Origin of the sequence: Pseudomonas sp. 1D4, assembly GCF_001728925.1 — a bacterium.
GTDB lineage: Bacteria > Pseudomonadota > Gammaproteobacteria > Pseudomonadales > Pseudomonadaceae > Metapseudomonas > Metapseudomonas otitidis.
Genome location: NZ_LXJQ01000010.1, coordinates 41,436 through 60,580, shown reverse-complemented (window position 1 = coordinate 60,580; position 19,145 = coordinate 41,436). Strand labels below are relative to the sequence as shown.

Annotated in this window: 20 protein-coding genes; all 20 read left to right on the top strand. The window is 64.7% G+C overall.

Annotated elements, in window-relative coordinates:
• The first annotated feature begins 161 nt into the window (after nt 1-161).
• The 20 genes from fliE to flhF all read left to right on the top strand — a co-directional run bounded on the left by fliE (nt 162) and on the right by flhF (nt 19,124).
• Nucleotides 162-497 (top strand): flagellar hook-basal body complex protein FliE, encoded by a 336-nt coding sequence (gene fliE / locus A7D27_RS07705; RefSeq protein WP_069560363.1) that lies wholly within the window; start codon nt 162-164, stop codon nt 495-497.
• A gap of 15 nt (nt 498-512) precedes the next feature.
• Nucleotides 513-2,300, top strand: a complete 1,788-nt coding sequence (gene fliF / locus A7D27_RS07700) for a flagellar basal-body MS-ring/collar protein FliF (RefSeq protein WP_069560364.1) — start codon at nt 513-515, stop codon at nt 2,298-2,300.
• Nucleotides 2,293-3,309 carry a flagellar motor switch protein FliG gene (gene fliG / locus A7D27_RS07695; protein ID WP_069560365.1) on the top strand — a complete coding sequence of 339 codons (1,017 nt, stop codon included), beginning with the start codon at nt 2,293-2,295 and terminating at the stop codon, nt 3,307-3,309. The genes fliF and fliG overlap by 8 nt, the downstream gene beginning before the upstream one ends.
• 10 nt (nt 3,310-3,319) lie before the next feature.
• Nucleotides 3,320-4,129: a flagellar assembly protein FliH gene (gene fliH / locus A7D27_RS07690; protein ID WP_069564527.1), complete on the top strand. Its 810-nt coding sequence runs from the start codon at nt 3,320-3,322 to the stop codon at nt 4,127-4,129.
• The gene (fliI, locus tag A7D27_RS07685) at nt 4,119-5,477 is read left to right on the top strand and encodes a flagellar protein export ATPase FliI (RefSeq protein ID WP_069560367.1); all 1,359 of its coding nucleotides are present in this window, start codon (nt 4,119-4,121) and stop codon (nt 5,475-5,477) included. The genes fliH and fliI overlap by 11 nt, the downstream gene beginning before the upstream one ends.
• A gap of 6 nt (nt 5,478-5,483) precedes the next feature.
• Nucleotides 5,484-5,933: a flagellar export protein FliJ gene (fliJ, locus tag A7D27_RS07680; RefSeq protein WP_069560368.1), complete on the top strand. Its 450-nt coding sequence runs from the start codon at nt 5,484-5,486 to the stop codon at nt 5,931-5,933.
• 77 nt (nt 5,934-6,010) lie between these two features.
• Nucleotides 6,011-6,316: an STAS domain-containing protein gene (locus A7D27_RS07675; RefSeq protein ID WP_069560369.1), complete on the top strand. Its 306-nt coding sequence runs from the start codon at nt 6,011-6,013 to the stop codon at nt 6,314-6,316.
• Nucleotides 6,317-6,323: 7 nt separating this feature from the next.
• Nucleotides 6,324-8,018 (top strand): fused response regulator/phosphatase, encoded by a 1,695-nt coding sequence (locus tag A7D27_RS07670; protein ID WP_139131099.1) that lies wholly within the window; start codon nt 6,324-6,326, stop codon nt 8,016-8,018.
• Between the two features lie 31 nt (nt 8,019-8,049).
• On the top strand, nt 8,050-8,403 hold the full coding sequence (locus A7D27_RS07665) for an Hpt domain-containing protein (RefSeq protein WP_069560370.1): 354 nt from the start codon (nt 8,050-8,052) through the stop codon (nt 8,401-8,403).
• A 65-nt stretch (nt 8,404-8,468) separates the two neighbouring features.
• Nucleotides 8,469-9,803: a flagellar hook-length control protein FliK gene (locus A7D27_RS07660; protein ID WP_069560371.1), complete on the top strand. Its 1,335-nt coding sequence runs from the start codon at nt 8,469-8,471 to the stop codon at nt 9,801-9,803.
• A 189-nt stretch (nt 9,804-9,992) separates the two neighbouring features.
• Nucleotides 9,993-10,517 carry a flagellar basal body-associated protein FliL gene (fliL, locus tag A7D27_RS07655; RefSeq protein WP_069564526.1) on the top strand — a complete coding sequence of 175 codons (525 nt, stop codon included), beginning with the start codon at nt 9,993-9,995 and terminating at the stop codon, nt 10,515-10,517.
• Nucleotides 10,518-10,529: 12 nt separating this feature from the next.
• Nucleotides 10,530-11,501: a flagellar motor switch protein FliM gene (fliM, locus tag A7D27_RS07650; RefSeq protein WP_069560373.1), complete on the top strand. Its 972-nt coding sequence runs from the start codon at nt 10,530-10,532 to the stop codon at nt 11,499-11,501.
• 39 nt (nt 11,502-11,540) lie between these two features.
• Complete coding sequence (fliN, locus tag A7D27_RS07645; protein WP_069560374.1) at nt 11,541-12,017, top strand: flagellar motor switch protein FliN; 477 nt, start codon at nt 11,541-11,543, stop codon at nt 12,015-12,017.
• A 2-nt stretch (nt 12,018-12,019) separates the two neighbouring features.
• A complete protein-coding gene (fliO, locus tag A7D27_RS07640) occupies nt 12,020-12,484 on the top strand; it encodes a flagellar biosynthetic protein FliO (protein WP_069564525.1) in 465 nt (154 codons plus the stop codon).
• A complete protein-coding gene (fliP, locus tag A7D27_RS07635) occupies nt 12,484-13,239 on the top strand; it encodes a flagellar type III secretion system pore protein FliP (protein WP_069560376.1) in 756 nt (251 codons plus the stop codon). Before fliO ends, fliP begins: the two co-directional genes overlap by 1 nt.
• Nucleotides 13,240-13,241: 2 nt before the next feature.
• Complete coding sequence (gene fliQ / locus A7D27_RS07630) at nt 13,242-13,511, top strand: flagellar biosynthesis protein FliQ (RefSeq protein ID WP_069560377.1); 270 nt, start codon at nt 13,242-13,244, stop codon at nt 13,509-13,511.
• Nucleotide 13,512: 1 nt separating this feature from the next.
• Nucleotides 13,513-14,289, top strand: a complete 777-nt coding sequence (gene fliR, locus A7D27_RS07625) for a flagellar biosynthetic protein FliR (RefSeq protein ID WP_069560378.1) — start codon at nt 13,513-13,515, stop codon at nt 14,287-14,289.
• A gap of 60 nt (nt 14,290-14,349) precedes the next feature.
• Entirely contained in the window at nt 14,350-15,486 is a 1,137-nt protein-coding gene (flhB, locus tag A7D27_RS07620; protein ID WP_069564524.1) for a flagellar biosynthesis protein FlhB, read from the top strand.
• A 152-nt stretch (nt 15,487-15,638) separates the two neighbouring features.
• On the top strand, nt 15,639-17,762 hold the full coding sequence (flhA, locus tag A7D27_RS07615) for a flagellar biosynthesis protein FlhA (protein ID WP_069560420.1): 2,124 nt from the start codon (nt 15,639-15,641) through the stop codon (nt 17,760-17,762).
• A 15-nt stretch (nt 17,763-17,777) separates the two neighbouring features.
• Nucleotides 17,778-19,124 carry a flagellar biosynthesis protein FlhF gene (flhF, locus tag A7D27_RS07610; protein ID WP_069564523.1) on the top strand — a complete coding sequence of 449 codons (1,347 nt, stop codon included), beginning with the start codon at nt 17,778-17,780 and terminating at the stop codon, nt 19,122-19,124.
• Nucleotides 19,125-19,145 lie beyond the last annotated feature (21 nt).

Here is a 19,145-nt window from a genome sequence, read left to right as displayed (position 1 = left end):
TGATGACGGGGTTGGCCAGCCTGCCCAGGCTGCGCTAACTCCTTGTTCTGCCTGCGTTTCAGCTCCCTCCGAAACGTCTTCGCCAGTTCTGGCACCCTTGTTGCAAATACCCCTTCAAAGGCCGCTCCTGCGTCAAAAATCTGCGGCCGCGGAGGAATGTGATGAGCCAGGGTGTCGAATTCAATCGCCTGATGCTGGAAATGCGCTCCATGCAAATGGAGGCGATGGCACGACCCAAACCCACCACCCAAGCTGCGCCCGAGGCTGCTGCTGTGCCGAGCTTTTCCGAGATGCTCGGTCAGGCCGTCAACAAGGTGAGCGAGGTTCAGCAGGCGTCCAGCCAGTTGGCCACCGCCTTCGAGATGGGCAAGAGCGGCGTCGACATCACTGACGTGATGATCGCCTCGCAGAAGGCCAGCGTTTCCTTCCAGGCTTTGACCCAGGTGCGCAACAAGCTGGTCCAGGCCTACCAAGACATCATGCAGATGCCGGTTTAAGGGGTGAGGTGAGAAATGGCAGACGCAGCGACCGCCAACGTACCGGCACCCTCCACCGAGCCGGGTGAGAAGAAGCCCCTGTTCGGGCTGGCCTTCCTGGAAAACCTGTCGCAGATGTCCATGCTGCGCCAGATCGGCCTCATGGTCGGCCTGGCTGCCAGCGTTGCTATCGGCTTCGCCGTGGTGCTTTGGTCCCAGCAGCCGGATTACCGCCCGCTGTATGGCAGCCTCACCGGCATGGATGCGAACCAGGTGATGGAGACGCTGAACGGCGCCGACATTCCCTACAAGATCGAGCCCAACTCCGGCGCGCTGCTGGTCAAGGCAGATGACGTGGCGCGTGCCCGCATCAAGCTCGCTGGCGCCGGCCTTGCCCCCAGCGACGGCAACGTGGGCTTCGAGATCCTCGACAAGGACCAGGGCCTGGGCACCAGCCAGTTCATGGAGGCCACTCGCTACCGCCGGGGCCTTGAGGGCGAACTGGCTCGCACCATCTCCAGCCTGAACAACGTCAAGGGCGCGCGCGTCCACCTGGCCATCCCGAAAAGCTCGGTATTCGTCCGTGATGAGCGCAAGCCCAGCGCCTCCGTGCTGGTTGAGCTGTACCCGGGCCGCAATCTCGAGCCGAGCCAGGTGATGGCCATCGTCAACCTGGTGGCTACCAGCGTTCCCGAACTGGAGAAAGGGCAAGTCACCGTGGTCGACCAGAAGGGCACCCTGCTGTCCGACCAGCAGGAGCTGTCCGAACTGACCATGGCGGGCAAGCAGTACGACTACACCCGCCGGATGGAGAGCCTGTTCACCCAGCGCGTGCACAGCATCCTGCAGCCGGTGCTGGGCAGCGGCCGCTACAAGGCCGAAGTGTCGGCAGACGTCGACTTCAGCGCCGTCGAATCCACCTCCGAAATGTTCAACCCCGACCAGCCGGCCCTGCGCAGCGAGCAGAAGCTCGCCGAGGAGCGCCAGGCGGGCTCCGGGCCCCAGGGCGTACCCGGTGCGCTGTCCAACCAGCCGCCCGGCCCGGCCAATGCCCCGCAACAGGCCACCGCCGCTGCAGCCCCTGGCGTGCAGCCTGGCCAGCCGATCCTCGACGACAACGGCCAGCAGATCATCGACCAGGCCACCGGCAAGCCGCTGCTGGCGCCGTACCCGACCGACAAGCGCGACCAGAGCACCCGCAACTACGAGCTGGACCGTTCGGTGAGCTACACCAAGCAGCAGCAAGGCCGCCTGCGCCGCCTGTCCGTGGCCGTGGTGCTGGACGACCAGGTCAAGGTCAACGCCCAGGGCGAGACCACCCACGTACCCTGGACCGCTGACGAGCTCGCCCGCTTCACTCGCCTGGTGCAGGACGCGGTGGGCTTCGATGCCAGTCGTGGCGACAGCGTCAGCGTGATCAACACGCCGTTCCATGGCGGCCAGGATGATGTGATCGAACTGCCGTGGTACGAGCAGGTCTGGTTCCAGATGCTGATGTCTGCGCTGAAGCAACTGTTCCCGGCGCTGCTGATCCTGATTCTGGTGTGGTTCGTGCTGCGTCCGGTGCTGAACAACATCTCCGGCGCCAAGGACAGGGAGCGCGAGGCAGCCCTGGCGGCCGATCGCGAGCTTGGCGAGCTGGGTGGTGGGCTGTCCGGTGAGCTGGCCGACGATCGGGTCAGTCTCGGCGGACCGCAGAGCATCCTCCTGCCCAGCCCGAGCGAGGGGTATGATGCGCAACTGAACGCGATCAAGAGCCTGGTGGCTGAAGACCCGGGTCGCGTGGCTTTGGTAGTCAAAGAGTGGATCAACTCCGATGAGTGACAATCGCCCCCCAGCCAAGCTGACCAAGGTAGACAAGGCAGCCATCCTGCTCCTGTCCCTTGGCGAGACCGATGCCGCACAGGTGCTGCGCCACATGGGCCCGAAGGAGGTCCAGAAGGTCGGCGTGGCCATGGCGCAAATGCGCAACGTCCACCGCGAGCAGGTGGAGCAGGTGATGGGCGAGTTCGTCGAGATCGTCGGCGACCAGACCAGCCTGGGCGTCGGTGCCGACGGCTACATCCGCAAAATGCTCACCCAGGCTCTGGGCGAGGACAAGGCGAACAACCTCATCGACCGTATCCTGCTGGGTGGCAGCACCAGCGGCCTGGACAGCCTGAAGTGGATGGAGCCACGCGCCGTGGCCGACGTGATCCGCTACGAGCACCCGCAGATCCAGGCCATCGTCGTCGCCTACCTTGACCCCGATCAGGCCGGTGAGGTGCTCAGCCACTTCGACCACAAGGTCCGCCTCGACATCATCCTGCGGGTGTCGTCGCTCAACACCGTGCAGCCGTCCGCGTTGAAGGAGCTGAACCAGATCCTCGAGAAGCAGTTCGCCGGCAACGCCAGCTCGACCCGCACCACCATGGGCGGCGTCAAGCGTGCGGCAGACATCATGAACTACCTCGACAGCTCGGTCGAAGGCGCGCTGATGGACTCCATCCGCGAAGTGGATGCCGACCTGTCCGGACAGATCGAAGACCTCATGTTCGTCTTCGACAACCTGGCCGACGTGGACGATCGGGGCATTCAGGCGCTTATGCGTGAGGTGTCCTCCGAGGTGTTGGTGGTGGCGCTCAAGGGCGCCGACGACGCGATCAAGGAGAAAGTCTTCAAGAACATGTCCAAGCGTGCCGCCGAACTGCTGCGCGACGACCTCGAGGCCAAGGGCCCGGTGCGCGTCAGCGACGTGGAAGCCGCGCAGAAGGAAATCCTCACCATCGCCCGCCGGATGGCCGAAGCCGGGGAGATCGTCCTCGGTGGCAAGGGCGGCGAAGAAATGATCTGAGGCGCATTCCATGGCCAACAAGGATGCGCAGAGCGAGCTGATCCGCGCCAAGGATGTCAACGCCTTCGACCGCTGGTCGCTGCCCAGCTTCGACCCCGAGGTGCCGGCCCCGGAGGTCGAGCCGGAGCCGCTGCCGAGCGAGGAGCCGGCAGCGGCGATCGACGAGGCGCAGCCGGAACCAGGGCTGGAGACGATCGAAGAAGTCCCGCCGGAAGACGTCAAACCACTGACGCTGGAAGAGCTGGAGGCCATCCGCCAGGACGCCTACAACGAAGGCTTCGCCACCGGCGAGAAGGACGGTTTCCACGCTGGCCAGCTCAAGGCCAAGCAGGAAGCGGACGTCGCACTCAATGCCCGCCTCGACGCGCTGGAGCAGTTGATGGGCCAACTGATGGACCCCATCGCCGAGCAGGACCAGCAACTGGAAGAGGCCGTCATTCACCTGGTGGGGCACATGGCCCGACAGGTGGTACAGCGCGAGCTGTCCACCGACTCCTCCCAGTTGCGCCACATCCTGCGGGAAGCCCTCAAGTTGCTGCCCATGGGTGCGAGCAACGTGCGCATCCACGTCAACCCACAGGACTTCGAATTGGTGAAGGCCCTGCGCGAACGCCATGAGGAGTCCTGGCGCATCCTCGAGGACGACGGCCTGCTGCCCGGCGGGTGCCGGATCGAAACCGAGCACAGCCGCATCGATGCCAGCGTGGAGACGCGCCTGGCCCAGGCCCTCAAGCAGCTCTTCGACCAGCAGCGGGACCAGAAGGTGCACCCACCGGCTGCCGACCTTTCCATCGACCTCGAGGACGGCCATGCGTCTTGATCGGGTCAGCTTTGCCCGCCGCCTGGCCGGGTATGCCGACGCGGTCAGCCTGCCCAACCAGCCCGTGGTGGAAGGTCGCCTGCTGCGCATGGTCGGCCTGACCCTGGAGGCCGAGGGCCTGCGTGCGGCCATCGGCAGCCGCTGCCTGGTGATCAACGACGACAGCTACCACCCCGTGCAGGTCGAGGCGGAAGTCATGGGCTTCGCCAGCGGCAAGCTGTACCTGATGCCGGTCGGCAGCCTGGCCGGCATCGCACCCGGTGCGCGGGTCGTGCCTCTGCCGGATACCGGTCGTCTGCCCATGGGCATGTCCATGCTTGGTCGGGTGCTCGATGGCGCCGGCCGTGCGTTGGATGGCAAGGGCGGGATGAAGGCCGAGGACTGGGTGGCGATGGACGGTCCGGTGATCAACCCGCTGAACCGTGACCCCATTTCCGTTCCCCTGGATGTCGGCATCCGTTCCATCAATGGCCTGCTCACCGTCGGTCGTGGCCAGCGCCTGGGCCTTTTCGCCGGCACCGGCGTCGGTAAGTCGGTGCTGTTGGGCATGATGACCCGCTTCACCGAGGCGGAGATCATCGTGGTCGGCCTGATCGGTGAACGGGGCCGCGAGGTGAAGGAGTTCATCGAGCACATCCTCGGCGAGGAGGGGCTCAAGCGCTCTGTGGTGGTGGCATCACCTGCCGACGATGCACCGTTGATGCGCCTGCGGGCGGCCATGTACTGCACCCGCATCGCCGAATACTTCCGTGACAAGGGCAAGAACGTCCTGCTGCTGATGGACTCCCTGACCCGTTTCGCTCAGGCCCAGCGGGAGATCGCCCTGGCCATCGGTGAGCCGCCGGCGACCAAGGGCTATCCGCCGTCGGTCTTTGCCAAACTGCCCAAGCTGGTGGAGCGTGCTGGCAATGGCGAGAAGGGTGGCGGTTCGATCACCGCCTTCTACACCGTGCTCTCCGAGGGCGACGACCAGCAGGACCCCATCGCCGACTCGGCGCGGGGCGTGCTCGACGGGCACTTCGTGCTGTCACGTCGACTGGCGGAGGAGGGGCATTACCCGGCCATCGACATCGAGGCGTCCATCAGCCGGGTGATGCCCCAGGTGGTGAGCCCCGAGCACCTCAAGATGGCCCAGCGCTTCAAGCAGTTGTGGTCGCGCTACCAGCAGAGTCGCGACCTCATCAGCGTCGGCGCCTACGTTGCCGGTGGTGACCCGGACACCGACCTGGCCATTGCCCGCCAGCCGTCCATGGCCGCTTTCCTGCAACAGGGGTTGGACGAGAGCGAGCCGCTGGCCGGCAGTGTCATGCGCCTGGGGGGCGTATTGGCCAACGGCAACGCGGGTTGATGAGTCATGGCCAATGACCGGGCGGCGCGCCTCGCGCCAGTGGTGGAGATGGCCCAGAAGGCCGAGCGCGAAGCCGCGCGGCTGATGGGCCAGTGCCAGGCCCAACTGGCCCAGGCCGAGGGCAAGCTCGGCGACCTCGAACGCTACCGGGGCGATTACCAGCAGCAGTGGATCACCCAGGGCAGCCAGGGCGTCAGCGGCCAGTGGCTGACCAACTACCAGCGCTTCCTCTCGCAATTGGAGGCGGCGGTGAGCCAGCAGAGCCAGAGCGTGGCCTGGCACCGGGAGAACCTGAACCGTGCGCGGGACACCTGGCAGCAGCGCTACGCACGGCTGGAAGGCCTGAGAAAGCTGGTGCAGCGCTACCGTGACGAGGCACGGTTGGCAGAGGACAAGCGTGAGCAGCGCCTGCTGGATGAGCTCTCCCAGCGTCTGAATCGTCCCGTGCAGGAGTGAGGCGCGGGTTGCCGAGGTCTCGGGCGGGTGCTACATCTTCTCAGCACGCGCCTTTTAATCTGACCAAGGAGTCTTGCATGGCCATCACCTCGATGCCTTCGAGCGACGGGCAAGAGTTGACCATCGTCATTCAGGGACGTTTCGACTTCGGGGCCCACCAGGAATTTCGCGACGCCTACGAGCGCGTCAGCATTTCTCCCCAGCGCTATGTCGTCGACCTGAAGGGCACCACCTACCTCGACAGCTCCGCCCTCGGAATGCTCTTGCTGTTGCGTGACCATGCGGGAGGCGACAGCGCCCAGATCCGCCTGGCCAACTGCAACCCGGACGTCCGCAAGATCCTCGCCATTTCCAACTTCGAGCAACTGTTCCAGATTGCCTGAGGTGCCTGTGCCTGGCCGTCTGTCGATCCTCATCGCCGAGGACAACGCGGCCGACCGCATGCTGCTGTCCACCATTGTCAGCCGCCAGGGGCATCGCGCCCTGACTGCCGGCAACGGCGTGGAGGCGGTGGTGCTGTTCCAGCAGGAGCGGCCGAACCTGGTGCTGATGGATGCGCTGATGCCGGAGATGGACGGCTTCGAAGCCGCGCGGCGCATCAAGCAATTGGCGGGGGAGGAACTGGTTCCGATCATCTTCCTCACCTCCCTGACCGAGAACGAGGCCCTGGTGCGTTGCCTGGAGGCCGGCGGCGACGACTTTCTCGCCAAGCCCTACAACCGGGTCATCCTCGAAGCCAAGATCAACGCCATGGACCGCCTGCGCCGCCTGCAGGAGACGGTGCTGCACCAGCGCGACCTGATCGCGCGGCACCATGAACACCTGCTGAACGAGCAGCGGGTGGCCAAGGCGGTGTTCGACAAGGTGGCCCACTCCGGCTGCCTCAAGGCCAAGAACATCCGCTACCTGCAGTCGCCCTATGCGCTGTTCAACGGCGATCTGCTGCTGGCCGCCTTCAAGCCCTCGGGCGGCATGCATGTGCTGCTGGGTGACTTCACCGGCCACGGCTTGCCGGCGGCCATCGGGGCGATGCCCCTCGCCGAAGTGTTCTACGGCATGACAGCCAAGGGCTATGCCATGTCCGACATCCTCCGCGAGATGAACGCCAAGCTGAAGCGCATCCTGCCGGTGGGCGTGTTCTGCTGCGCCACATTGCTGAACCTCAGTTTCCAGCAGCGGGTCCTGGAGGTGTGGAACGGTGGCTTGCCGGAGGGCTACCTGCATCGCAGCGCCGATGGCAGCGTGGTGCCGTTGGTGTCCCGGCACCTGCCGCTGGGCGTACTGGAGCCGGCAGCATTCGATGCGGCCTATGAGGTCTACCCCGTGGAACCGGGGGATCGCATCTTCCTCTGGTCCGACGGCGTGCTGGAGACGCGTAACGAGGCCGGTGAGCTGTACGGCGACGAGCGGTTGAAGGGGGTGTTCGCCCGTTGCCGACGCTCCGAGCACCTGTTCGATGCCATCCAGCAGTCCCTGACAGCGTTCAGTGGTGAGGCCCAGGACGACGTCAGCATGATCGAAGTCGGCGTGGTGGACGGCCTGGAACAATGGCCGCAACTGGACTTCACCGACAGTGGCCAGCTCAGCCCCCTGGAGTGGTCGGCCAGCTTCGAATTCCGCGCCCAGACGCTCAAACGCTTCAATCCGTTGCCGTTCCTGTTGCAACTGCTACTGGAAGTGCAGGGGCTCAGGGAGCAGGGCGGCGCGCTGTACACCGTGCTGGCGGAGCTGTATTCCAATGCCCTGGAGCACGGCGTGCTGGGGTTGGACTCCGCCCTCAAGCGTGATGCCAAGGGGTTCGCCGAGTACTACCGCGAGCGCAGCGCCCGCCTGGAGCGGTTGGAGGAGGGGCATGTGCGCATCCACCTAGCATTGATGCCAGAGGGAGAGGGCGGTCGCCTGCGCATCCAGGTGGAGGACAGCGGCAAGGGATTCGACGCACGGCAATTGCCTGCCGCTCAGGGCGGCAAGGTGCTGCTCAGCGGGCGCGGCCTGAATCTCGTCAGGCAGCTTGCCGCACGCTGCGACTTGCCGGAGGATGGCAAGGGCATTCGCGTGGAGTTCGTCTGGCCGCGCCCATCCTGATGTTCACTGTGTTCTACCGGGGGTAACCGGGTTGTCTGATCTGCATATCGATACCACTGTGCTCGCTGCCTTGCAGGAGGTCATGGAGGACGAGTATCCCGTCTTGCTGGATACCTTCCTGGTGGACTCCGAGGAGCGACTGCGCCTGCTGCACCAGGCCTGCGACCAGGGTGACGCCCAGGGGCTGCGCCTGGCGGCTCACAGCTTCAAGGGCAGCTGCAGCAACATGGGGGCGCCCTTGCTGTCGTCGCTGTGCAAGCAATTGGAAGAAGCTGGGCGTCGTGAGCAACTCGACGAAGTGCCCTCGCTGGTGGAGCAGATCGAACGTGAATTCGCCATCGTGCGCATCCTCATGCGCTCCGAGCGGCAGCGGTACCGTCTCTGACGGCGGACTTGGCCCGCCACTTGCAAATGCCCAGGCACGAATCCAACCCCCAGCGGAGAGTGCCCATGCCCGTTGCCCCCGATATGCTTCTGCAGGCCAAGCCTGAGGTGAAGCCGAACTTTCAGGCGGCAAAGTCCCAGGTGAGGACGCCCGAGCCCAGCAACGGCGGGGCTCCCAGCTTCGCCCAGATGTATGCGAAGGAACGGCAAGCCAAGCCTGCAGAACGAAGTGAACCCGCGCCCAAGCAGGCACGGGACAAGCCCGTCGACAACCGCAAGAATGAAGAGCCAGCCGACAAACCGGCTGCCGCACCGGCAGACAAGCCGACCACCGTTGCCGATAGCGGCAACGCCTTGCCGTCGGATGCAGCCGTCACCACCGCCAGCGACGATTCGACGGATACCACGTCCAGCGACGGCAGTTCGACGCTCGATCCGCTGCTGCTGATGGCCATGAACGGCCAGACGCCGCCAGTGCCCGCCGAGCCGCAGGTACAGCCGGCCGAGGTGCAGCCCGAAGTGCCGGCGCTGGTGGTGACCACGCCGCTTGCGACGGCCCAGGCCCAGGCAGTCCAGTCCGCGGCAGAGGAAGCCGACCCGCTCCAGGGGGTTGTCGGCCTGCCTCAGACACTGCAGGCCAGCACTGAGGGCGACCCGGTCCAGGCGGCCACCACTGCCACAGTGAACAGCCAGAATTCCGCCAGCGGCAGCCATAATTTCGCCAGCGCCATGGCAGCCTTCTCCGAGAAGGATGCCGAGGTGAGCGAGACGCTGCCCGAGGCCGAGCTGCCAGCCGGTGAGCTCTCCGAACAATTGGCTAAGGGGCTCGGCGAGAACAAGGCGGAGATCCGCAGTGAGGTGCTGGACAGCCGCCTGAATGCCCTCAACCAGGCCGTGACCCAGCAATCGGCCATGGCCCAGCGAGCCCCGGCCGTGGTGCCCGGCCAACCGGTGGCCATCAACCAGAACGGCTGGAGCGAAGCCGTAGTGGATCGGGTGATGTGGCTGTCCAGCCAGAATCTGAAGTCCGCCGAGATCCAGCTCGACCCGCAGGAGCTGGGGCGGCTGGAGGTGCGCATCCATGTGAACCAGGACCAGACCCAGGTCACCTTCGCCAGCCCCAACGCCGGCGTGCGGGATGCGCTGGAAGGGCAGATGCACCGCCTGCGCGACATGTTCAACCAGCAGGGCATGACCCAGCTTGACGTCAACGTCTCCGACCAGTCCCTGGCACGCAGTTGGCAGGGCCAGCAGGGTGGCGAGGGTGAGCGGCGTGGCGGCGGCAATGGCAATGGCGGCTTGCTGGGCGGTTCCGGCGATGACGAAACGCTGGCAGGCGTCAGCGAACTGCGACCTGCTGCGGTCGGCGTCGCCCGGGGGCTGGTGGACTACTACGCCTGATCCGTCGGGCCGACGCCGTCCTGTTCTAGACTTAGAGCGCCCGGTACGAGAACGTACCGGGCGCTTTTTCTTGGATGACAGGCGCGGGCGACACTGGTATACCCAGCGCGATTGTTGAGAGCCTGGCATAGCACTTGCTCACAACCCATTGAATGCGGACGGAAAGCCGCTCAGCGACGGAATATTGGCATGGCGAAGAAAGAAGCAGCGGCCGGGGAAGAGAAGCCGGCGGGCAAGAGCAAGCTCAAACTGATCATCCTGATCGTGGTGGCGCTGTTGCTGGCGATCGGGCTTTCCGTCGGAGCCACCTGGTTCTTCCTCAGCAAGGGCGGGGACAAGAAGGACGAGGGCAAGAAGGAGGAGGCGGCCGCCGAGCAAGCTGCTCCGGTCAAGAAAATGGCCATCTACGAGCCGCTGGCCCCCGCCTTCGTGGTCAACTTCAACCAGAACGGCCGGCAGCGTTACATGCAGGTCAGCGTGGCGCTGATGGCCCGCGACAAGGGTGAGATGGACGCTCTGAAAGTTCACATGCCGGTGCTGCGCAACAAGCTCGTCATGCTCTTTTCCGGCCAGAACTTCGACAGCCTGGTGACTGCCGTGGGCAAGGAAATGCTGCGCCAGCAGGCCACCGCGACCGTCCAGGAACTTGCCAAGCAGGAAACCGGGAAGGTCGTGATCGAGCAGGTCCTGTTCACCAATTTCGTATTGCAGTAGGCGGGTTCAACCATGGCTGTACAAGACCTCCTTTCCCAGGACGAGATCGATGCCCTGTTGCACGGCGTCGACGATGGCCTCGTCGAGACCGAGAGCGACGCCGAGCCTGGCAGTGTCAAAAGCTATGACCTGACCAGCCAGGACCGAATCGTTCGCGGGCGCATGCCCACCCTCGAAATGATCAACGAGCGCTTCGCCCGTTACACCCGTATCAGCATGTTCAACCTGCTGCGCCGCTCCGCCGACGTTGCCGTGGGCGGCGTGCAGGTGATGAAGTTCGGCGAGTACGTTCACTCCTTGTACGTCCCCACCAGCCTCAACCTGGTGAAGATGAAGCCGTTGCGTGGCACCGGGCTGTTCATCCTCGACGCCAAGCTGGTGTTCAAGCTGGTGGACAACTTCTTCGGCGGCGATGGCCGCCACGCAAAGATCGAAGGCCGCGAATTCACCCCGACTGAACTGCGGGTCGTGCGCATGGTCATCGACCAGGCCTTCGTCGACCTGAAGGAGGCCTGGCATGCGGTGATGGACGTGCACTTCGAGTACATCAACTCCGAGGTGAATCCGGCACTCGCCAATATCGTCAGTCCCAGCGAAGTGGTGGTGGTGTCCACCTTCCACATCGAGCTGGACGGCGGCGGCGGTGACCTGCACATCACCATGCCCTATTCGATGATCGAGCCGATCCGCGAGATGCTCGATGCCGGCTTCCAGTCCGACGTCGACGATCAGGACGAGCGCTGGATCAAGGCCCTGCGCGAAGACATCCTCGATGTCAGCGTGCCGGTGGCCGCCACCGTGGTGCGCCGTCAGTTGCGCCTGCGGGACATCCTGCACATGCAGCCGGGGGACGTGATCCCGGTGGACATGCCCGAGTACATGATCATGCGCGCCAACGGCGTGCCGGCCTTCAAGGCCAAGCTGGGGGCCCACAAGGGCAACCTGTCGCTGCAGATACTGGATCCTATCGACCGTCCCCGCTGACGGACGGTCGCTCTCATTACGTAAGCCCAAGAGGTCGAGATGGCAGACGAAGAAGAAAACACCACGCCCGAGGAACAGGCGCTTGCCGACGAGTGGGCAGCCGCGCTGGAGGAGGCCGGCGAAAGCCCCGGCCAGGACGATATCGACGCACTGATGAACCAGGGCGCCGCCCCGGAGGCCCCTGCTGCCAACCCCCGTGCGCCCATGGAGGAGTTCGGCAGCGTGCCGCGTTCCAACGCGCCGGTGAGCCTGGATGGCCCGAACCTGGATGTGATCCTCGATATTCCCGTATCCATCTCCATGGAAGTGGGCAATACCGACATCACCATCCGCAACCTGCTGCAGTTGAACCAGGGCTCGGTGATCGAGCTGGACCGTCTGGCCGGTGAGCCGCTGGACGTGCTGGTCAACGGCACCCTGATCGCTCACGGCGAGGTGGTGGTGGTGAACGAGAAGTTCGGCATCCGCCTGACCGACGTGATCAGCCCCAGCGAACGCATCAAGAAACTGCGCTGACCATGGGCCGCCTACTGCTCGCTCTCATCTTCGCGCCGACGGTCGCTTTGGCCGCCGAGCCGGCAGCGGTCGTCCAGGTGCCTGCTGCGGCCAGTGCCACGGTCGCGTCTGCGGTGACCGGCGGCAGCGGTGTGGCCGCTCAGCTCGGCCAGCTCACTCTGGGCTTGCTGCTGGTAGTGGGCGTGATCTTCCTGCTCGCCTGGTTGTTGCGCCGGGTGCAGCAGATGGGGCCGCGCGGCAGTAACCGGGCGATCCGCCTGATCGCCAGCCAGGCCCTCAGCCCGCGGGATCGGCTGGTGCTGGTCCAGGTAGGCAACGAGCAGGTTCTGCTCGGGCTCACGCCGGGCCGTATCACCCCGCTCCATGTGCTCAAGGAGCCGGTGCATCTGCCTGACTCGCAACCTGCCCAGCCCGAATTCGCCCAGCGCTTGATGGAGTTGTTGGGCAAGGACAAGGACAAGCACTGATGGCCTTCTGGCGCATCCTCCTCGCCCTGCTGCTGGCGGTGGCAGCCCCCTTTGCGCTGGGCGCCGACGACCCGTTGTCGGTCTCTGCCATCACCCTGACCACCGACGCCCAGGGTCAGCAGGAGTACTCGGTCAGCCTGCAGATCCTGCTGATCATGACGGCGCTGAGTTTCATTCCGGCGTTCGTCATGCTGATGACCAGCTTCACCCGGATCATCATCGTCTTCTCCATCCTTCGCCAGGCGCTGGGTCTGCAGCAGACCCCGTCGAACCAGATCCTCACGGGGATGGCGCTGTTCCTGACGATGTTCATCATGGCGCCGGTGTTCGATCAGGTGAACCGCGATGCCTTGCAGCCTTACCTGAATGGGCAACTGCCGGCCCAAGAGGCGATCAAGCGGGCCGAAGTACCGGTGAAGAACTTCATGCTGGCGCAAACCCGCTCCAGTGACCTGGAGCTGTTCGTGCGGCTGTCCAAGCGCACCGACATCCCCAGCGCCGACGCCACGCCGTTGACCATTCTGGTGCCGGCTTTCGTCACGTCCGAGCTGAAGACCGCGTTCCAGATCGGCTTCATGATCTTCATTCCGTTCCTGATCATCGACCTGGTGGTGGCGAGCGTGTTGATGGCGATGGGCATGATGATGCTCTCGCCGCTGATCATCTCGTTGCCGTTCAAGATCATGCTGTTCGTGCTGGTGGATGGCTGGGCGCTGATCATCGGCACCCTGGCCGGAAGCTTCGGAGGCGTCTAGCGATGACACCCGAGATTGCCGTCGACCTGTTCCGCGAGGCGCTGTGGCTGACCTGCGTCATCGTCGGAATCCTGGTGGTGCCGAGCCTGGTGGTGGGCCTGATCGTGGCGATGTTCCAGGCCGCGACCCAGATCAACGAACAGACTCTGAGCTTCCTGCCGCGCCTGCTGGTGATGCTGTTGACGTTGATGGTGGCCGGCCCTTGGCTGACCCGTGAGCTGATGGAGTACATCACCACGCTCTACCACAACATCCCCATGCTGATCGGCTGAGATGCTGGAGCTTACCTCCTCACAGATCGGTGGCTGGGTCGCCAGCCTGGTGCTGCCGCTGTTCCGCATCGCTTCCTTGTTGATGACCATGCCGCTGTTCGGGACCCAGTTGGTGCCGAATCGCGTGCGGCTCTACCTCGCCCTCGCCATCACCGTGGTGCTGGCACCCAACCTGCCGCCGATGCCCGAGTTGGATGCCATAAGCCTGCGGGCCTTCCTGTTGGTACTGGAGCAAGTACTGATCGGGGCTGTGATGGGCTTTGCCCTGCAGTTGTTCTTCCACGCCTTCGTGGTGGCCGGCCAGATCCTGGCGGTACAGATGGGGCTGGGCTTTGCTTCCATGGTCGACCCCACCAACGGGGTGTCGGTGCCGGTCATCGGCCAGTTCTTCACCATGCTGGTGACGCTGCTGTTCCTGGCCATGAACGGCCATCTGGTGGTATTCGAGGTGCTGGCCGAGAGCTTCGTGACCCTGCCGGTGGGTGGGGGGCTGATGACCGCACACTTCTGGGAGCTGGCCACGCGGTTGGGCTGGGTGCTGGGGGCTGGCCTTCTGCTGGCATTGCCGGCGATCACGGCGCTGCTGGTGGTGAACATCGCCTTCGGCGTGATGACCCGCGCCGCGCCGCAGTTGAACATCTTCTCCATCGGTTTCCCGCTCACTGTGGCCATGGGCCTGGTGATCATCTGGATCGGCATGGCCGACATCCTGTCCCAGTACCAGGTGCTGGCTACCGACGCACTGCAACTGCTGCGCGAGCTGGTGAGGGCGCGCTGATGCTCCCTCAACCCACTACCCGTCCCGGTCGGTCAACCGGGCCTGCTGCCGAGGTGCGCCATGGCGGAGAGTGAGAGCGGGGCGGACAAGAGCGAAGAACCCACAGCGAAACGCCAGCAGGAGGCACGCGAGAAGGGGCAGATCGCTCGATCCCGGGAGCTGAACACCCTGGCCATTACCCTGGGTGGGGCAGGGGGGCTGCTGGCCACCGGTGGGGGGCTGGCGGACATGATGATGAAGATGATGCGCAGCAGCTTCGACTTCTCCCGCGAGGTGTTGCTGGACGAGCGCAGCATGGGCATGTTCCTCTTGCATGCCGGGCAGATGGCGCTCTCAGCGACGATGCCGCTGATGGTGACTCTGCTGATCATCTCCCTCGCAGCACCGACGGCACTTGGGGGCTGGCTGTTCTCCCTGGAGGCGATGGCGCCCAAGTTCAGCCGGATGAACCCGTTGTCCGGTCTCAAGCGCATGTTTTCCACTCACGCGCTGGTGGAGTTGCTCAAGGCCCTGGGCAAGTTCGCGCTGGTGCTGATAGTGGCGCTCATGGTGCTCTCTGCCGATGCCGACGATCTGCTGGCAATCGCCCATGAGCCGCTGGACCAGGCCATCCTGCACAGCGTTTACGTGGTGGGCTGGAGTGCGGTCTGGCTGGCCTGCGGGTTGATCCTCATCGCTGGGATCGACGTGCCTTTCCAGCTCTGGGACAACAAGCAGAAGCTGATGATGACCAAGCAGGAGGTCCGCGACGAATACAAGGACTCCGAGGGTAAGCCCGAGGTAAAGGCGCGCATCCGCCGCATGCAGCGGGAGATGGCCGAGCGCCGCATGATGGCGGCTGTGCCCCAGGCCGACGTGGTCATCACCAACCCGACCCACTTCGCCGTGGCGCTCAAGTACGACCCCGCCAAGGGCACCGCGCCGGTATTGCTGGCCAAGGGCAACGATTTCACCGCGCTGAAGATTCGCGAGATCGCCCAGGAGCACAAGGTCACCGTCCTGGAATCGCCGGCGCTGGCTCGGGCGGTGTTCTATTCCACCGAGCTGGACCACGAGATTCCGGCAGGTCTCTACCTGGCGGTTGCCCAGGTACTGGCATACGTCTACCAGCTCAAGCAGTTCCGGGCCGGCAAGGCCAAGCGACCGCCGCCGCTGTCCGAGCCCCCCATCCCTGCCGATCTGCGGCGCGACGAATAGGTCGCGAACCTGTCCGCGTCGTCATAACGCGCTGTTCTGCCAGGGTTTCACGAAGTTGGAAGGGTTCTTGCACCAGTGCTTGTGCGCGGCTTCGCGCGTCAAGATTTTGAATGGCTGGGCAGGCTTGCCCGCCAGTGCTCGAGGACCTCGATGTGGATCGCACGCAACTGATGGGCAACCTGCGCGGCAACGTCGCCAGCCTCTCCCGGGGCAACCTGGGGGTGCCGCTGCTGGTGCTGGTGATGCTGGGGATGATGACCCTGCCGGTGCCGCCCTTCCTGCTGGACGTGTTCTTCACGTTCAACATCGCGCTGTCCATCGTCGTCCTGCTGGTCAGTGTCTATGCGCTGCGCCCGCTGGACTTCGCGGTCTTCCCCACCATCCTGCTGGTTGCCACCTTGTTGCGCCTGGCGCTCAACGTGGCCTCCAGTCGTGTGGTGCTGCTGCACGGTCAGGAGGGGCATGACGCGGCGGGCAAGGTGATCCAGGCCTTCGGTGAGGTGGTGATCGGCGGCAACTACGTGGTTGGTGCGGTGATCTTCGCGATCTTGATGATCATCAACTTCGTGGTGGTCACCAAGGGTGCCGGGCGCATCTCCGAAGTGAGCGCGCGCTTCACCCTGGACGCGATGCCGGGCAAGCAGATGGCCATCGACGCTGACCTCAACGCCGGCCTGATCGACCAGAACGAGGCCAAGAAGCGCCGTGCCGAGGTGTCTCAGGAGGCGGATTTCTACGGCTCCATGGACGGTGCCAGCAAGTTCGTGCGTGGCGACGCCATTGCCGGGCTGCTGATCCTGTTCATCAACCTCATCGGCGGAATGGCCATCGGTATCGTCCAGCATGGGCTGACCTTCGGCGAGGCCGGGCGCATCTACTCGCTGCTGACCATCGGTGACGGCCTGGTGGCGCAGATCCCCTCGCTGCTGCTCTCTACTGCTGCGGCGATCATGGTGACCCGCGTGTCCAGCTCCGAAGACATGGGCCAGCAGGTCAATCGCCAGATGTTCACCTCGCCCAAGGCGCTGGCCGTTTCCGCAGCCATCCTTGTTGCGATGGGCTTGGTGCCGGGTATGCCGCATGTCTCGTTCATCGGTCTGGGGGCGATTTGTGCCGGCGGTGCCTGGTGGATCTGGCACAAGTCGAAAAAGGCCCAGGAAGCGGCGGCCCAGGAGGTTCAGCGTCAGCAGGAGCTGCTGCCGGCCCAGCGTCCTCAGGAAACCAAGGAGCTGGGTTGGGACGACGTCACCCCGGTGGACATGGTGGGGCTGGAGGTTGGCTACCGGCTGATCCCGCTGGTGGACCGCAACCAGGGCGGCCAGTTGCTGGCGCGGATCAAGGGTGTGCGCAAGAAGCTCTCCCAGGAGATGGGCTTCCTCATGCCGTCGGTGCACATCCGCGACAACCTCGACCTGCTGCCCAACGCCTATCGGCTGACGCTGATGGGCGTGAGCGTGGCGGAAGCGGAGGTCTACCCGGATCGCGAGTTGGCGATCAATCCTGGCCAGGTATTCGGCACGCTCAACGGCATTGCCGCCAAGGATCCGGCGTTTGGCCTGGAGGCCGTCTGGATCGATGCCAGCCAGCGCGACCAGGCGCAATCCCTGGGTTACACGGTAGTGGATGCGAGCACGGTGGTGGCCACCCACCTCAACCAGATCCTGCACAAGCATGCCCACGAGCTGCTGGGGCACGAAGAGGTCCAGCAGCTCATGCAACTGCTGGCCAAGAGCTCGCCGAAGCTGGCTGAGGAGCTGGTGCCGGGCCTGGTATCCCTGTCGACGCTGCTCAAGGTGCTGCAGAACCTGCTGCAGGAACAGGTGCCGGTACGCGACATCCGCACCATTGCCGAAGCCATCGCGAACGTGGCGCCGAAGAGTCAAGATCCCGCCGCTATGGTGGCAGCGGTTCGCGTCGCACTTTCTCGCGCAATCGTCCAAGGCATTGTGGGACTAGAGCCGGAGCTGCCTGTGATCACCCTGGAGCCCAGGTTGGAACAGATTTTGCTGAACAGTATGCAGAAGGCCGGTCAGGGCGCGGAGGATGGCATCCTCCTCGAACCGGGCATGGCCGAGAAGCTGCAACGTTCCCTGGTGGACGCGGCGCAGCGCCAGGAGATGCTCGGCAAGCCGGCGATCCTCCTGGTGGCAGGCCCGATCCGATCCATGATGTCGCGCTTCGCCCGGCTGGCTGTACCCACCATGAGCGTACTGGCCTACCAGGAAATACCGGACAACAAGCAGGTCACCATAGTTGCGACTGTGGGGCAGAACTAACCGAGGTCACAGGCCATGCAGGTCAAACGCTTCTTCGCTGCGGATATGCGCCAGGCCATGAAACTGGTGCGGGACGAACTGGGCGCCGATGCTTCCATCATCGGTACCCGGCGCGTGGCCGGTGGTGTCGAGATCACGGCTGCGCTCGACTACCCCATGCCTGCACCGGCCCCCAGCAAGCCGAACCCGGCCCTGGAAGCGGAGCTGCGCCGCACTCAGGCACGCATTGCCGAGGCCCATGCCGAGCTGTCCAATCGTGCCGCTCGCGCGGATTCGGGGCGCAACCGGCAACTGGTCCCGGATCGCTCCGAGCCCTCACCCGAGGCCCTTGAGGCCGCCATGCGTCCGACTCGTCCTGCCGTGGCACCGGCAGCCGTCGCAGCCGTTCCGGTCACCCCGGCTGCTGCGCCAGTGGCCGACCAGCGCGCGCTGGATGCCATGCGTTTCGAACTCAACGGGCTGCGCGAGCTGATCGAAGTCCAGCTCGGCTCCATCGCCTGGAGCCAGATGCAGAACCGCCGCCCGCAGCAGGCCAACCTGTGGCGCCGCCTGCAGCGGATGGGGCTGCCGGTCGAACTGTCCCGCGCGTTGCTGGAGCGCGTCAGCAGCGTCAAGGATCCGCGCCAGGCCTGGCGCATGGTGCTGGCTCATCTGGCCCACGCCATCCGCACCCCTGTCGAGGAACCGTTGGAAGAGGGCGGCGTGATCGCCTTGGTCGGCCCTGCCGGCATGGGCAAGACCACCACCCTGGCCAAACTGGCCGCCCGCTATGTGCTTAAGTACGGTGCCCAGCAGATTGCTCTCGTGAGCATGGACAGCTACCGGATCGGTGCCCAGGAACAGTTGAAGACCCTGGGTCGCATCCTCGGTGTGTCCGTCACTCACGTCGATCCGGGCCAGTCGCTGACCCAGGCCCTCGCCCCCCTTGAACGCAAACGAGTGGTGTTGATTGATACGGCGGGGCTGCCGGCGAACGATCCGGCGCTTAAAATGCAGCTCGAGACATTGGCCAGTCGCAGCGTGAAAGCGCGCAATTTCCTCGTTTTGGCTGCAACCAGTCAAAGCCAGGTGCTGAAAGCGGCCTACCATAGTTACAAGCGGTGTGGCCTTTCGGGCTGCATCCTGACCAAGCTCGATGAAGCCGCGAGCCTGGGCGAAGTGTTGGGACTGGCTATCGGCCAGCATCTGCCGGTAGCCTATCTCGCTGATGGGCCTCGGATTCCGGATGACCTCCAGCTTCCGCGCAGCCACCAACTGGTGAGCCGTGCAGTGAGCCTTCAGGCGCCGGAGGACCCCAGCGAGGAAGCCATGGCCGACCTGTTCGCAGGTTTGTACCAGGCGCCTACTCGCCAGGTTGGATAGAAACCCGAAGCCGCCCGGGAC